The 14,721-nt window shown below is 41.7% G+C and carries 14 protein-coding genes; 4 read left to right on the top strand and 10 right to left on the bottom strand.

The features are described 5' to 3' along the window. Nucleotides 1-48: 48 nt before the first annotated feature. The 3 genes from ZMOB_RS09385 to ZMOB_RS09395 all read right to left on the bottom strand — a co-directional run bounded on the left by ZMOB_RS09385 (nucleotide 49) and on the right by ZMOB_RS09395 (nucleotide 2,036). Nucleotides 49-930, bottom strand: coding sequence for an AraC family transcriptional regulator (locus ZMOB_RS09385; protein ID WP_014466416.1), 882 nt, complete (start codon nucleotides 928-930; stop codon nucleotides 49-51). A 159-nt stretch (nucleotides 931-1,089) separates the two neighbouring features. Beyond that, nucleotides 1,090-1,377, bottom strand: coding sequence for a hypothetical protein (locus tag ZMOB_RS09390; RefSeq protein WP_014466417.1), 288 nt, complete (start codon nucleotides 1,375-1,377; stop codon nucleotides 1,090-1,092). Next, a complete protein-coding gene (locus ZMOB_RS09395; RefSeq protein WP_011078127.1) occupies nucleotides 1,374-2,036 on the bottom strand; it encodes a ParA family protein in 663 nt (220 codons plus the stop codon). The genes ZMOB_RS09390 and ZMOB_RS09395 overlap by 4 nt, the downstream gene beginning before the upstream one ends. Nucleotides 2,037-2,177: 141 nt before the next feature. Here ZMOB_RS09395 and ZMOB_RS09400 point away from each other — a divergent pair, with 141 nt between their 5' ends. Further along, nucleotides 2,178-2,909 (top strand): SDR family NAD(P)-dependent oxidoreductase, encoded by a 732-nt coding sequence (locus ZMOB_RS09400; protein ID WP_014466418.1) that lies wholly within the window; start codon nucleotides 2,178-2,180, stop codon nucleotides 2,907-2,909. Between the two features lie 97 nt (nucleotides 2,910-3,006). On the opposite strand, the gene ZMOB_RS09405 is transcribed toward ZMOB_RS09400, so the two are convergent. The 6 genes from ZMOB_RS09405 to ZMOB_RS09435 form a co-directional block, all read right to left on the bottom strand. Continuing rightward, on the bottom strand, nucleotides 3,007-5,247 hold the full coding sequence (locus tag ZMOB_RS09405) for a TonB-dependent receptor (protein WP_014466419.1): 2,241 nt from the start codon (nucleotides 5,245-5,247) through the stop codon (nucleotides 3,007-3,009). A 232-nt stretch (nucleotides 5,248-5,479) separates the two neighbouring features. Next, on the bottom strand, nucleotides 5,480-5,749 hold the full coding sequence (locus ZMOB_RS09410; protein WP_012817705.1) for a type II toxin-antitoxin system YafQ family toxin: 270 nt from the start codon (nucleotides 5,747-5,749) through the stop codon (nucleotides 5,480-5,482). Then, entirely contained in the window at nucleotides 5,742-6,023 is a 282-nt protein-coding gene (locus tag ZMOB_RS09415; protein WP_014466420.1) for a type II toxin-antitoxin system RelB/DinJ family antitoxin, read from the bottom strand. The genes ZMOB_RS09410 and ZMOB_RS09415 overlap by 8 nt, the downstream gene beginning before the upstream one ends. A gap of 495 nt (nucleotides 6,024-6,518) precedes the next feature. After that, nucleotides 6,519-6,983: a transcriptional regulator gene (locus ZMOB_RS09425; RefSeq protein ID WP_014466421.1), complete on the bottom strand. Its 465-nt coding sequence runs from the start codon at nucleotides 6,981-6,983 to the stop codon at nucleotides 6,519-6,521. Nucleotides 6,984-7,008: 25 nt separating this feature from the next. Then, entirely contained in the window at nucleotides 7,009-7,464 is a 456-nt protein-coding gene (locus tag ZMOB_RS09430; protein WP_252507342.1) for a hypothetical protein, read from the bottom strand. Between the two features lie 81 nt (nucleotides 7,465-7,545). Further along, on the bottom strand, nucleotides 7,546-8,013 hold the full coding sequence (locus ZMOB_RS09435) for a hypothetical protein (protein WP_014466423.1): 468 nt from the start codon (nucleotides 8,011-8,013) through the stop codon (nucleotides 7,546-7,548). 505 nt (nucleotides 8,014-8,518) lie between these two features. On the opposite strand from ZMOB_RS09435, the gene ZMOB_RS09445 reads away from it, so the two are divergent. From ZMOB_RS09445 to ZMOB_RS09455, 3 genes are all read left to right on the top strand, one after another. Beyond that, nucleotides 8,519-8,836 carry a hypothetical protein gene (locus ZMOB_RS09445; protein WP_014466425.1) on the top strand — a complete coding sequence of 106 codons (318 nt, stop codon included), beginning with the start codon at nucleotides 8,519-8,521 and terminating at the stop codon, nucleotides 8,834-8,836. Nucleotides 8,837-8,960: 124 nt separating this feature from the next. After that, a complete protein-coding gene (locus tag ZMOB_RS09450; protein ID WP_014466426.1) occupies nucleotides 8,961-9,212 on the top strand; it encodes a GapR family DNA-binding domain-containing protein in 252 nt (83 codons plus the stop codon). A 106-nt stretch (nucleotides 9,213-9,318) separates the two neighbouring features. Next, entirely contained in the window at nucleotides 9,319-11,094 is a 1,776-nt protein-coding gene (locus tag ZMOB_RS09455; protein WP_014466427.1) for a helix-turn-helix domain-containing protein, read from the top strand. 550 nt (nucleotides 11,095-11,644) lie between these two features. On the opposite strand, the gene ZMOB_RS09460 is transcribed toward ZMOB_RS09455, so the two are convergent. Further along, complete coding sequence (locus tag ZMOB_RS09460; protein WP_014466428.1) at nucleotides 11,645-14,164, bottom strand: TIR domain-containing protein; 2,520 nt, start codon at nucleotides 14,162-14,164, stop codon at nucleotides 11,645-11,647. Nucleotides 14,165-14,721 lie beyond the last annotated feature (557 nt).

A 14,721-nucleotide genomic window follows, 5' to 3' on the forward strand; every position in this document is an offset into this window, starting at 1 on the left:
TATTTGTTTAAAATCTATTTTATAGATATTGTTTTTATAAATAAAAAATCAATTTTTTTTACGATAAGTATTAGGCAATTTACCAAATTGACGTTGAAATGCGGCACTAAAATGACTGATATTACTATATCCCAGCTGAATAGCTGTTTCAGTGACAGAGTATTTCTTCAAAAGTATTTTGGCATGCTCCATCCGATGCGCCTGAAAAAGGCTATAAGGCCCGCAACCATAAATTTCCCGAAATCCTGTCTTCAGCCTTGTCGCACTAAGGCCACTATATTTGGCCAAATCAATAATTCTTGGAGCAATATCTTTTCTTGAAAGCAGTAATTTATACGCCTTGTCCAAACGAGCTTTCTCGATTGTTGAAAGTGTGTTTTGTGGATGACTTTCTTGTATATGTTCAAAAGAATGACCAATCACAGCTAAGGCCATAGCGCAGCGCAAGGGCGCATTATGAAACCCTTTCTGCATAGAAAGGCATAGGCTTGTTGCCGCCTTTCTTAGAGGAAGACATAGCTTGCTTTTGCGAAGAATTTTTCTTTTTGTGAAAATTTCAGTTTCCCATGAGGGTGTTTTTATATCTTCTAAAAATTCGAGTGTTATATGTAATTCTAGACAGGAAAAATCATGACTAGTATTAATTTTGAATCTTGAATCTTGAAGATTAGCCATAACAATATCTTGGCTTGTTAAAATATAGATATCTTCGTCTATATGTATTTCACAACTTCCAGAAAGAATAACTAAACATCTCACAACCGAAGATGCGTTGTCAAAAACGCCTTCTACAGAACAAGCATTTTCAGATGTAAACCAACTAGCGCTAAGACCACTGTGAAACTGGTTGAATACAGGATGTAACAGTGACTGCCCTACAAGATATGAGGGGTGTTTTATATGTATATGGCTAGATCTAATATTTTTCATTGCTAAACATAATTTCTTCGTAAAATTATAACCCCTAATTTATTGCAAATAATTTTTATTATCAAAATATAAATTTTATAAATTAAGACAGAAAATTAACAAAAATTTGAACTTTTAAAACCAGATTAAAATAAATATCCGGTAATTAAAAATACCGGATTATTTTATGGCTATATTTTGCTTATATAATTGCCATGCCTCTTCAATAAGAACACCTTGCTGAACGCCTCTGCGCTTTGCTTCATTCGCAATTTCGATAGATGTATCTGGCATCACTTTAGCATGGACTTGCCCAGTGCGAGGGCTTGGCTTTCTCCCTCTTTTTTTTACGATTTCTCGTGAAGAAAAACCCAATTCTTCAGCAACCTGATCTGTTTCTTTAGTCGAGGATGTTTTGGGTTGTTTTTTTAAGCGGCTTAAATCGATACTAAAAGCGTTATTACTCACTGGGCATCTCCAGTTAATCTTTGATAGACAGCTTGGACAAAAAGCGAGGCGTTTTCTATCGCTTTTTCCATATTGCCCTGTTCTGGCATGCTATAGAGATCTCCACCAAATTCGAATAAAGCCGAAAAAGCTGCCCGCTCCATCAGAGGCGGTTCAATGAGATCAACACCTTGTTCTCGAAAAGACTTTTCAATGCCACTATGCTGTTTTGACTTAACCGCTTTGGTCATTGTAAAAACCAAAGCATAAGGAATGGAGCGGTCTAGTGCCTCTTCCTCTTCCTCTATTAGCTGTAAAGCTCTTGCGCCGATCGTTGCGTCAAGAGTTGTCGCACGCATAGGTATAAGCACAAGATCGGCTTGAGATATTGCTCGAGAGACTAATCGCGACGCAATGCCTTCCAAATCGACAATAATAATCTTTCCATCATTGTCATGGTTTTTAATCGTTTTAACGATTTCTGATTCCGTGACATCTGACAGAACGCGCATGCGTTGAGGCATTGTGCCGCGTTTTGACCATATGGTTAAAGAGCGATTGGGATCGCAATCAACCATAACAACTTCAGCTCCAGCATGTGCCAGTCCTGTTCCCAACAGGACTGCTGTTGTTGATTTTCCGGCACCTCCTTTGGGGGATGCAACCACAACAGTAGGCATAATATGACCCTTTTAAAATTATCTGGTATTTATATTAACCGGATAATTTAAATTATCCAATAATAAATGATTTTCAAACCATTTTGATGATAGGCATAATATACTTCGAGGATGAGGCCTAAGAAGTAAGGAATAATACGAATGACGAAACCGGTCGCTATTATCACAGGCGGAAGTCGCGGTATAGGAGCCGCCATTGCTCAAAAATTAGCTCATGATGGCTTCGACATAGCTATCTCTTTTGCAAGAAGTGCTACCCAAGCCAATGCAATTTGTCAAAAAATAGAAGCCTTGGGATGCAAGGCTTTATCTATTCAAGCTGATGGCTCAACAGTAGAAGGCAATAAAAAAGTTATATCAGAAACAGCCAAACATTTTGGTCGTGTGGATGTTTTGGTCTGCAATGCAGGAATGTTTTCTTATAAAAATATAGATCAGGTAAGCGTTGATGATATCAACGATATGCTTAACCTTAATCTTCGTTCTGTCATGGTCGAAGTATCCGAAGCTGTGCGTCATTTGCCATCTGGTGGTCGTATCATCTTGATTGGTTCAACATTTGCAGGTCGAGCCCCCTTTGCTGGCATTTCTTTATACTCGGCTGCCAAGGCTGGCTTACGAGGCTTTGCCAAAGGCGTTGCGCGTGATCTTGGTCAAAAAGCTATAACGATCAATGTCATTGAACCCGGTCCTATCAATACGGATATGAATCCGGCAGATGGCGAAGCCTTTGATTTAATTTCTTCTTTTACAGCGACGAAAGACTACGGCCAAGTGGATGATATCGCCCGCACAGTTTCTTTTTTAGCTAGCTCGGAATCCGGTAATATTACCGGCGCAGCTATTGCTGTTGATGGTGGTCTGCAAGCCTAAAACCTTAATAAATTACCGGATATTTTAAAATATCCGGTAATTATAAATATCTGGTTTTTTGAAAAATCTTTTAAAAACAGTGCGTTAAAAATATTTTTTAGAGATCTGCCGTAATTGAAAATTTAAAAGTCTGTGGGGCGCCCATAATCAAATTGCTTTGATAAACGGAATCCCAATAGCGTTGATTGCCAACATTATCTATTTCGATCCGTGCAGTAAGCGGCTTATTGCGAACAAGGAAGGTGTATCGCGCTCCCAAATCAAACCTTGACCATGCAGGTAGATGAGCGGTGTTTGCATTGTTAAATTGTTGCTTTCCTGTGCTGACTACTCGCCCAACAAAGGTCAGACCTTTGACAAAGGGAATATCATATTCGAGATTCCCATTAATCGTATAATCTGGAACGCCAATCACGGTTTTTCCGTCGTAACTGCCTCCCGAACTTCGTATCTGTTTGGCATCAATCAGAGTTAGACCGCCATTAAATCGTAACCCGCGCCAAATTTTTCCATTAAATGTTAGCTCCATACCGCGGTTACGTTGTTTCCCGTCTTGGGTATAAATTAACAAGCCTGTATCCCCATAGGATTCTACCATCCCATAAGGCATTGCTGTCTGGTAAAAGGAGACGCTGGCAGAAAAACGGCCAATGTCATATTTTGCTCCGACTTCATACTGTGTGCTTTGATAGGGGGCAAAAGTCTGACCTGCATTAACATAGCTTGCTCCTACCGTTGTGCCTGCGGAAAGGCCTTGGATACGATTAAAATATACAGCAAAATATTTTATTGGATGAACCACTAATCCGACAACCGGAGAAATAACGCCCGATTCATACTGTGATTGAAGTTTACCTGTGCCATAAGCATAGGAATTGGACAGGATGTTTTGATAACGGAACCCGCCGGTGAGAGAAATGCGGTCATCCCAGAAATTCATCGTATCAGAAAAAAACAAACTATAGAGCTTGTTCATGGAAACTCGTCCCGGATTTTTCATATTACCACTGGCATAGGTTTCATTCGGGGTAAATTGGATAGGGTTATAAATATTCCCTGCTTGGCCGACCAAACTCATGGCATAGGCAGCATAGGATTCTTCCCAAATAGCGGATCCTCCTGCATTGATTTCATGCTTGATAAAGCCGGTTTTGAAATGGGCGCGAACACCGGCTTGAGTTGACTTATTAAGGACATTATAGGCCGTAGCCATCGCACCAACGCTTCCATCTCCTGTGTAAGAATTTTTTAAAGTCGTGGTGGCATAATTGCCTATTTCCTGACCACTCTGCGCTCCGAATTTACCATAAAGAGTGATATGGTCTCCAAAATCATGCTCTATATTCAGTGTACCGAATAAATAAGATAAATCGGTATAAGCCCATTTCTGTCCCCAATTTTTTGATGGAGAAGTCGTCTTTGGAACGGGCATATCTGTTCCAAGGCTGGAAACGATAATAGAACTACGCCCCCCAAAAACCTGTTGTTTCTGGTAGTTCATATTCATATCTATCCGCGTATCTTCATTATGCCAGTCAAAAGCACCGGCAATAGCAATATCGTCACGGCGTTCTCCTTTAATCGCTGTTCGACCATTCATGCCTGCCGCATTAAAACGGAATCCATAAGCACGATCCTGACCAAATCTTCGACTTATATCGACCGCACCGCCACCTTGGCCATTACTGGTATAATCGCCGGTAACCCGTGTTATATCTGTTGATGTCGCACGTTTGGGGACAAGATTAACATTACCGCCAATAGCGGATCCGCCGGGAGCCGCTCCATTTAAAAAAGCACTGGCGCCATTTAAAACTTGCACGGAGTCATAGAGCTGTGGAGAAACAAGCTGACGAGGTGTTACGCCATATAATCCATCAATCGCCACATCATCACCATACAGGGTAAAACCCCGAATCTGGAAAAGCTGGGCATAATTTCCATATCCTGTTGTCGTCCTGACCGTTGGGTCATTAAGAAGAACTTCACCCAAGGTTTGAGCCTGCTGGTTCAAAATGAGGCTAGAATTATAACTGCGAATATTGAAGGGAACATCAAGGCCTTTTTTGTTGCCCAAGGCGCCCAAATCCCCACCACTTGATACATACATTCGATTGTTGCGAGAAGCTGTTACAATAAGATCTTCTTGTTTGGTAACGGCCGGAACGGTTTCTTCTTTTTTAAGATCAGATGCTTTTGAAGAAAATAGAAGCGCATTGTTTCTGCTTTGTGATGTAGAATTTTCTGCCCATGCAGGGGTCGAAAGGAACACTGTTCCCATACCGGAAAGCAAACTGGATAGTCCGATGGTGTTCAGACAAAGCGCTCGAAAATTCATAACAAAACCCACCTGATAGCCCTTTTTTGAAACGCATATCTTATTGGTAATAATTTTCAATAGCACTTAATGATATTTAACTATTGGGTTATGATATATCATCAATTTAAATAATTATTATAATGAAACTGTAAAATCAGGCTGTTATGGATATTAAAATTTATCTGGTTTTTTAAATTACCGGATAAATAAAATAATCGGGTAATCTTATATTTCGGACGCTTTTATGGCTCTACCCAAATAGTTCAGAATGGCTTCCCAAACGTACTAATTGAACATAATCATCGCCATTCTTCATATAAATTAGCACTAAATCCGGTTTTACATGGCAATCTCTAAAGCCAAGCCAATTACCTGAAAGGGCATGATCTCTATATCTTGGCGGGAGTTCCAAATCTTGACAAAGGCAGTTTAAAATTTCTGCCCATGCGGGGGTAACAAACTCTAGAAAATTCTTTTTAGCGTCTTTTTTGAATTGTTTTTCAAGCAAGACCTTACGCATCATGGTTCTCTTGTAATACTTTCAAGGCCTCTGCTGCCGTAAAGGCTTCCGAAAAATCAGTGCGCCTTAATGCCTCCAGCATCGCTTTTTGTGTGGTCGTATTGGGCTCATCTTTAGCATAATCGAAAGATAGCGGAATCGTTTTGGTCTCGGCCACTTGATTTAAAAATAACTTAAATGCCTGCGCTGCGCTTAATCCATAACGCTCTAATACCGGAAAGGCTCGATCCCGCAAATCCTGATCCAATCGCAGATTGAAACTTGTTGTCGCCATTTTTACACCTATTGATATACATTCATCATATATTTGCTACCAATAATACGCTGAATGTATACTTATTTCAAATAAGAATCACTGTATGATAGTCGTTTTTCAATAAAAGCTAGCATCCATTCAATGCATGAATAGACTGTATGAAATTCCGACCATTCCGCATGGAGGCCATCCATCAGAGATTGAGTGCTGTCGAATTTTTTTAATTTACTGGCGCGTGCGTCTGTCATAGCAATCAATGTCTTTTTGTTTGGAATCAAAGGATCAAAAGGCAGAGCTTTTTCTTGAACGACTTTTATCAGGCATCATGCGGACAGCATCAGATGCAGTCAGACCAAGGCTTTTGAAGAAAGCAGACGCTTCCTGTTTTAAGCCGATGTGTCGCATAGAATAACTAAGGCAGGGCGCTCTCTATAAAATCATGGACGCGGCATTCGGAAATTTCTCTGAATAACCAACATGTTAGGAATATTAGTTATTCAGGAAGAGATGATATTAAATCTCAGTATGGAATATCTGCGGTTGCGTCATCACAATAGGTAGTCTTTGCGCAAGCGATGATGCTATTTTTTGTTTAAGATTCCATGAGTCTGGGCTTCCGATTTCCATCGGAGCTAACAAACCAAGCAGCATTTTTCGGAGTTCTGTTTGAGTAGGTAATTTTACCGAGGCTTCCGTGCATTTTGCCTCAGTAATATTCTTTATTACCGAAGGCGTTGGATGATCTTCAAACGCGGCTGCTACAAAAGTTACCCATTCTGGGATACCCTTTGTCTGTCTATTTTCGAATGCAGATATAGTTTGCTGTTTTATATCTGATATTTTGCCACGAGCTTCTGCCGAGAGTTTGGCTTCTTTTGCTAATCTATTAGCACTCCATCCGCGAGAATTTCTTTCCTCACGGAGCCATTGCCGCACCTTTTCGATCTTTGTTGTTTCAGATGATGCATGTCTCGTCATAATATCTATTTATACCAAAAAGATATTACTGAAACAAACTTATCTGTTCTAAGCCTTTTGGTAAGTGTTTTGCTAATACATTAGCAATTTGATGTTTTGATTCCAGAGAGACATCTGTCTCAACTGGAATAAGCAGTCCTAATAGCAAGTTTCTTAAAGCCTGTTGGTCAGGTATTTTTATTTTTTTTGAGCAAGTTTTAGTAATATTATGATTTTTTTGAGTAGTTTCTTCAATCTTTAATTCTTTGGAGGTTTCCAAACCAGCAATAGATACAGACGAGACCTCATTGATTGGGTTGTCTAGGAAAGATGCATTAACATACTCAATCCAGTATGGAATGCTTTTTAATCTTCCCAGTTCTAACGCAGAAATTGACTGCTGTTTCAGATGTAAATCTACACCACGGTTTTTTGCAGCTTTACAAGCTTCTTGCGCTAAACGTGCAGCTGTCCAGTTGCGTAAGCACCGTTCTCTACGCATAGACTGGCGCATGGCCTCGAGTCTTTGGAATTCTTCTGGTGGAATTATTGTCATAAAAGCTGTGATTATGCCAAAAGAATACTATTCAAACAAAGATTGGCCGTGTTTTACCCCAATAGGCAATCTTTGAGAGAGAATATCAGCAAGTTGTAATTTCGACTCCAGAGAATTCCCAATTTCTATCGGCCCTAGCAGTCCAATCAGAATTTTTTTTAATAGCGGGGGTTCCGGTAGTGCTAGAACCTTATCACACTCTTTTTTAAGGGCCTCACTTTTTTCATTTTGCGGTACTGATTGAAAACCTTCAATCTCAACAGGATTATCTTCAAATGCGTATAATACGTATTTAGCCCAGACTGGTTCACTTTTCATTCTGCCAGTCTCGAGCGAGGTAATAGAGTATAACTTTAATTTTAGATCAATGCCCCGACGTTTAGCTGCTTTATTGGCCTCATCAGCCAGCTGTCGAGCTGTCCAATCGCGCATGCAGCGTTGTTGGCGAATGTTGAGTCTCAGTCGTTCTAATCTCTCAAATTCTATTTTGGGCATTATCGTCATGCCTAAATTTTAGGCTAATCTATATAACTAGACATTAATAAAATCGATAGATTTTGTGATTTTTAGATAAAAGTAGTTGAATTTTATGATTAATCATCATAAAAAATGATTCGTCGATATTTATTTTCTGAAATGATGTGTGCGGAGCCTGATGTGTTATGGATTTTTTATTGAAAAAGAATATTAATCTCCCAAATACACAGTTTTTTTTCAGAAAAACACATGATGTGATCAATCTTAATGAATCTAAAGATTCTTAAAATGATTCGTTCATCATATTTTCTTATAAAAAATATAAATAGATTCGCAACATCTGTTTTTTTTATAAAAAATAAATCTGCGCTTTTGAGGAAGGTCATTACATCAACTCTTAAAAATGGGGGATGTAATTACCGTTTCTTATTGCAAATGACCTTTCTGCGCTCTGCACATGAGCGAAATTCTTTCAAAGTTTCTCTGAACTCTCCTCAATCATCAAAGCCGAAGTTGTGTCAAAATGACAATTAAAACAGCCGAAAATATGCCTTCTGTGGTCGATGGCGAGATCAGCAGATTCAAGCAGAAGATCAGCAACGCCCTATATCTTTATATGGGGCAGATGGAATGCGGTCTTCGCCTGTTGATGGATCGCTTGGAAGGTATTCGCCGAGCGGAAGAAACCCGCTCTTATGCTTTACTGGAAAATGTCTCAAAAGATGAATTTATAAGATTTAATACTGAAATATTAAGTCTTATTGAGGTGATTAAGCGTTCAGCAACTACGGCCAATGATGGCTTGGCGGGCTTCATTGAAAATTTTGGCTCGTCCTTATGACCCATTGTTTTTTCAGCCTTTCCTATTTGGAAAAGACCTGTTCTGTTTCCGTCAGTTCTAACCTTGGGTTTCTGGCCGATGCCTATTCGGCAATCCCTTATCTTCTCATTGGAGAGACTGTCTTATGAGTTCTATTCATGCGACCGAAGAGCTGACTGAAAAGCTCCAATCCATTATCCGTCTTGAAGAAGAAAAGGCGCGTTTGGATGGCCAGATTGCCGAAGCCTATCGGGATCTGAAAGGCCAGAAATACGACATCAAGAAGGCCAAGCTTGCGGTCAGCCGTTCGCGAAAAGGGCATCCTGAAAATTCTATTCGTATTCTGATCAACCAGATCGTCAATGATCGGGCGATGAGCCGGAAGCTTGTCCCGTGATCAGAACCGGCGCAGCCTCTTCCCTTTTATCTATTTCAAATTCAGGCCTGCCACAGCGGAGAATCTTCGCTGTGGCTTTTTTGCGTCCAAGACTGGAGCCCGCACAATGACCGCCTCTTTTTCCTCATCGTCTCATTTCGTGGCGTCATCTCCTATGTCTTCTTCACTTAATGCCGATCTGTCCTCTTCTGACTCTGCCTCTTCTGCAACCCTCTCCGCATCCTCTGTTCTTTCTCCAAAGCCCAATCTCGCGCCTGCCCCATTATCCGCTGAGTTGTCTTCTATGTCGCCTAACCTTGTATCGCCTTTGGAAGTTGCTGACTTATCCTTGCCGATCTCCGCTTCGTCTTCGCTATCCTTGGCTTCTCCATTACGTGCTACCATCTTACCAGATTCTTCTACAGCTCCATTACCTTCATCTCCCTCCTCTATGTCTTTTGAAGGTAGCCCTTTTGTGGACAGGTTGGGGCGTTTCAAGCGCGGCACTTATCGTTCAATGCTGATGCAGACGGGAATGTCCTACGACCATGCAAAAGACATGGCTGATCTCGCTGCTGAGGAATTTAAAAACGCCAAAAAAAGGGAGCCTGTCGGTGCGACATATGACCGCCAATCACCTCCCTTGGCCAATAGCGCTAATCCCGAAATTCCGGCCTCAAATACCAATCGTGAGGTTACCGCCCCCGCATCAGAAGCATTCGACGAAATCGAATATTTTGACCAGATGGTTTCAAACGGCGTTGATCCTGAAACCGCTGCCGATATTGCCCGTAAAACAGCTATTGCAAGACGTAGAGATCCTCTCGAAAGAGCCACCCGCAATAAAACACGTCGTCGGACTCCTGATCCTGTCCACCGTGACTCTTATGAGGTGGGCGAGCGCGAGAAGTCGGTCTGGAAGCCGGTCAATCCGCAAGAGATCGGTGCCTATCTGGAAGCGGTCGATCAATATTCGATCAAAACCAAGGGCTTAAGCGATAAGGCCGTTCGCCTTTTAAAGATGCTGTTTCGGATGGTCGACTTTAAAACTGGCCGTCTGGAGCCAACCCTCGACACAATATGCGATCGTGTCGGCTATGCCCGTGCGACGGTCGTTAAATTACTGCGGCAATTACAGGATTTAGGCTTCATCCGCTGGATACGCCGATCAATCAAGATCAAAGCGGATGGCAAAGGCCCCCGCCGCAAGCAGACCAGTAACGCCTACGGCTTCTTGTCTCCCAAGGCTTGGCCAGAGTTGGCCAGACAGGTTTTCGAGCGTGTGATGCGCCGGAGGAACGCACCTATTCCTGACGATATCGACCACGCCCAAGAGGCGGACAAAGCCGAAACCAAGGCTATCGTTGAAAGCTTGCCGCCCGAAGATTTCGTCAAAGCGATATCGGGCGATAAAGAGCCAACAGAGTTAACAGATTCGTTAATACAGCTCGCCAAATCTATCGAGCGTGCTGAACAACGGGAACAGGAAGAGCAGGTTAAGAAGGCAGCACAGGCTGACCAAGAAGGGGTTAAAACACCTTCCCAAACACCTAAGGAGGATACCTCAAAAAAACCCCTAATCTCGGACAATCAACGCGAGTTCAATTCTTATACTCTATCCTGTTATACTTATTTATCTAATAGCAACCATACAAAACTAAAAACCAAAGAAGAAAATAAGGACTGCACTGATCCTGCTACCACAGACAGTGCAGATACTATTTATGATCGAAAAACTGACAACGATCCTTTCCTCTTAACTCTTAAAGCTCGCGGTTATCGTCTCGATCAAATCACAGCTTGCCTAAATCACAGAGATAAACGGAAAAAGAACAGATGGATGCCTCTGTCACCGGACGAAACCGCCCGCCTCCTTATACAAACAAGACAGATGAAACCCTGATACCGATAGCTATCCTTCTCAAAACATACCACCCGTTAATCTCTCGGCGCTGCTCGCTTCGCTCACAAGCTTGGCGAATAAAAATCCGCCTTTCGGTAGGGCTATCTAATTCCTAAAAATCCGTATTGTTTCAAAAGAGTTTCTCTAATTATAGTAAGCGGTACCTTGTCTTTCATTTCATAAAATTTTTTCAGAGAAATATCGGAAAACTAGGGATGCAAGATTGTCATCACTCTTTTTTTTCCGTCAAAGTTTTCCGTTTACTTCTATTTGGCAATTTCGACCAGAATCATTCAATATCAATCACTGGCCGAAAATCACCTGTATATTGAGCATCTTCGAATTTCCAACTGGAATGTTGGGATTAGGTAAACGCATCTAGGGGGTAAGCAGAAAGTCGGCTGTTGGGCAGCATGACCACCCAACCGGACATCCTTGTGAACTACTTTTCTAACGGCTTTACGTAACTGTTCAGTTATTCGGGGCAACTTACGTTGCTCCTAAAACCGATATTTGTCATTTCGACAACCAAATAGGCTAATATCAATGATTATTCAGATCGTCCCTTTTTGTAGGACTGAATCGTTTCAATCTCTTTGTTCAGGGTCTCTCGATCCAAATTAGAAAAGAACTTTACATCCTGATAAATATTTCTTGCACTATCAAAATCGCCTATATTGAGGTAATAATTTGCTTCCAATTGAAGAAACGGCCTATAGTTTGCTCGTAAATCGAATGTAGATCGGTCCATGACGATTCTGCGAGCAATATTTATTTGCTCGATTGCCCGGGAAAAGTTTCTATCCTTAAGAAGTATCTTTGCATAGAGTTCTAAAGGCGCAAAAAGAGAAGGAGTTTTCTTGAGAGCCTCCAGCACCAGCCTAAGCGCTTCTCGGTTATCTCCATAAAAATATTCTATTTCAGCTAATCTCGTTGCATGGAAAGAGCGTCCTTCCTCCTCATCTAACTGTTGGAGAGAATCGAGAAGCTCCAGAACCTCAGGATCCCGCTTGCAAAGCTTCTTTTTGTTCCTGATTAGGCAAGAAATAAAAATATCGATAATGAAAGGGTTAGCCTTAGCAGCTTCATACGCCTCGCGTGCGTAAGATTCTGCTTCCTCCGGAAGGTCAAGACTTAAGCACACAGATGCAAGTTCGCGCGACGTAGCACGATTGGTCTGCGATAGTTTATACGCGGAAATCAGTGTTTCGCGTGCTTCTGTCAGTTTGCCTTGAAGGCGAAGGTTGAAGCCGTTTAGGAAATGTACGATAGCTTCAGACGCATCGTCATCTGCTAAATTTTTCAGTTGTGTGATACCGAAATTGAACGTTGATTGATCATTGATGCGAGCGGCAGCTAAGCCTAGGTAACGGCAAGCGGCGATAGCACCGGATCTTGATAGGCGACCGTGTCCCTCAATTGCTTCTCGCGCCATTCGTATGGCGTCTTTCCATCGTCGTGCATCGTAGTGTTTTTTAGCAAGCCAAACACGATGCGAAGGCAGTATAAAAGCTTCCATAAGCTTCGACGTGGGCTCATCCCTTTCAAGAGTCATCAAGATCGCCGATTCGAGAAGCGTGATAGGTGCTTCGCCATCCTCGATGCGTAATTCCAAAGATCTTGAAAGGGAACGCATTATTCGAGTCCTTTCCTGACTTTTGAGCTCAGTTCTTGGATCGCGTTCAGACGCAATTCTTAAAGCGGGTGAAATCGAAATCCTCTCATCTTCAACACGAACGATATTCAGATCGAGCATTTTTTGAACTGATCCACTGATCTCAGAAGAGTCTACTTCGGAGAGAACGTCAGATAAGGATGTGAAATCAAGCTCTGGAGCAATGGAAAATACAGATAATATTTTTAGATCAAGGCTATTTAAATTAGCTGATCTTAGGTACTCTGAAGTCTGCTTATGTTTCCATTCGATGAAATCTCGAGGATTACTGAGGAATAGATCAACGGATGTCTCCGACACCAGATCGACCATACGATATATATTGAATGGATGCTGATCTGCGATATCGACCAGTTTCTCTAGTTGCCCCGACTTTACCCTCACATCACACTCTTTGAGTAATCCCGTGATCAAACGCTCAGTATCCTCTCTAGTAAGAGCGGATACGCTTAGGTATGCCAAGTCATCAGCGGCTCTGCGTAGCCGCTTTGGGATCATTCTAGGTGATATAAACACTACAGGAGGATGTGGCCTATCTACAACTCTATCCAAAATGCTTTCAATCTCGGGTTGAAAAGAACCATCCTCACGAAGGACGCCGCCGCCATCAAATACGTATAAAGTTTCTCGATCATGGACAATTTCATTGATCTTATCAGCGATTATCTGCGACTTTCGTTTATTGTCTGCATTTTGAAAGCCTTCGATAAGGTCTTTAAGATCCGGAATTGATATACTTGGGTTTAGCGATGATATAATAGCCCTGTAAATATCATCATACCCGTCAAAATTATCAAGTTCAACAGTTGGTGGTATTGCGCCAATCTCTGGATATTGGTTCTGGAAAAACTTTTTGGCTACCGTCCTACGACCCGAACCAGAATTTCCTGAGACATACAATGCCTTAATTCGAGGTTTATCTAGGTTGTTTGCTTGCTTTTCAAGAATCTTTAGCTCTGTTTCACGACCAACAAACGGATGAGATTTTATTCTTTTAGAGTGATTCGAAGATATAAGTTTACCTTCAATCAACCTAGCGGTACTTTCGGGGCTGCTTGAGCGACGCACCATATTATAGTGTTTTATGAAGTCTTTAGCACTATTAAAAACGTCTTCGTCCAAACAAATCGTCAGGACACGACTTATTTTCCCACTCGCAATCAGTTCTCTACTGAAGGCAATTTCAAAATTTACGTATCCAGAATTCAGTGCATCTTTCGATAGGAATAGGCAGAATAGGTCGCAGCGATTTAGCGCCTTTAAGATTTCGTCGGAGTTCAATCCTCCTTCGTCAAAGGTCTGTGAATCAAATTCGTAATTCCCAGGACGCAAATTATCTTTAACTGCTTGTACATAGCCTTTATCTTTTGACGAGTGAGATAGAAATGCACGCATGTGAACCTCGAAATTAATTTGAGCTATTATTAAAAAACAATCTATATAATCCAAGTCGAATCGCAAGCTGCTTACTGAATCCTGGCGTTAGACTGTGAGTTATTTCTCCCTCACACCCCTCGAAGTTGTAATTGTCTATCGGTGCTGAACTTCTGACAAACAATGTTCGCGATGTGGAAAGCTACTTGGGCGACTGCTGCCTATCTTATTCCACATTCCTGAACAGGCAGGTGGATCTGGGGTGGAAAGTAATCTGTTTTCTTTAGGCAAATACCACTTGAAAGCGGAGGTCTCCGCTAATGCAGGAGCGGTTCAATATTCCTTTGTCAACAGAAACTGGTCAATCTGCAGAAACGGGAAGAATGGCTGAGTAGGCAGTTTGAGGTCCAAAACCAGGGTCGTCAGAGGTGGATTTATGAATGGAAGGAAAGACACCGACCTGTGAAAGAACAGGCTCATCGCGACATGTCCCTGTTTTGATTTCTGTCCGACAGCAAGCCGTTTTCTGCCGAGCATATAGAATTTAAGAAACTGGCATCACAAATGTATCTTAAGGA

This window comes from Zymomonas mobilis subsp. mobilis ATCC 10988 (assembly GCF_000175255.2).
GTDB lineage: Bacteria > Pseudomonadota > Alphaproteobacteria > Sphingomonadales > Sphingomonadaceae > Zymomonas > Zymomonas mobilis.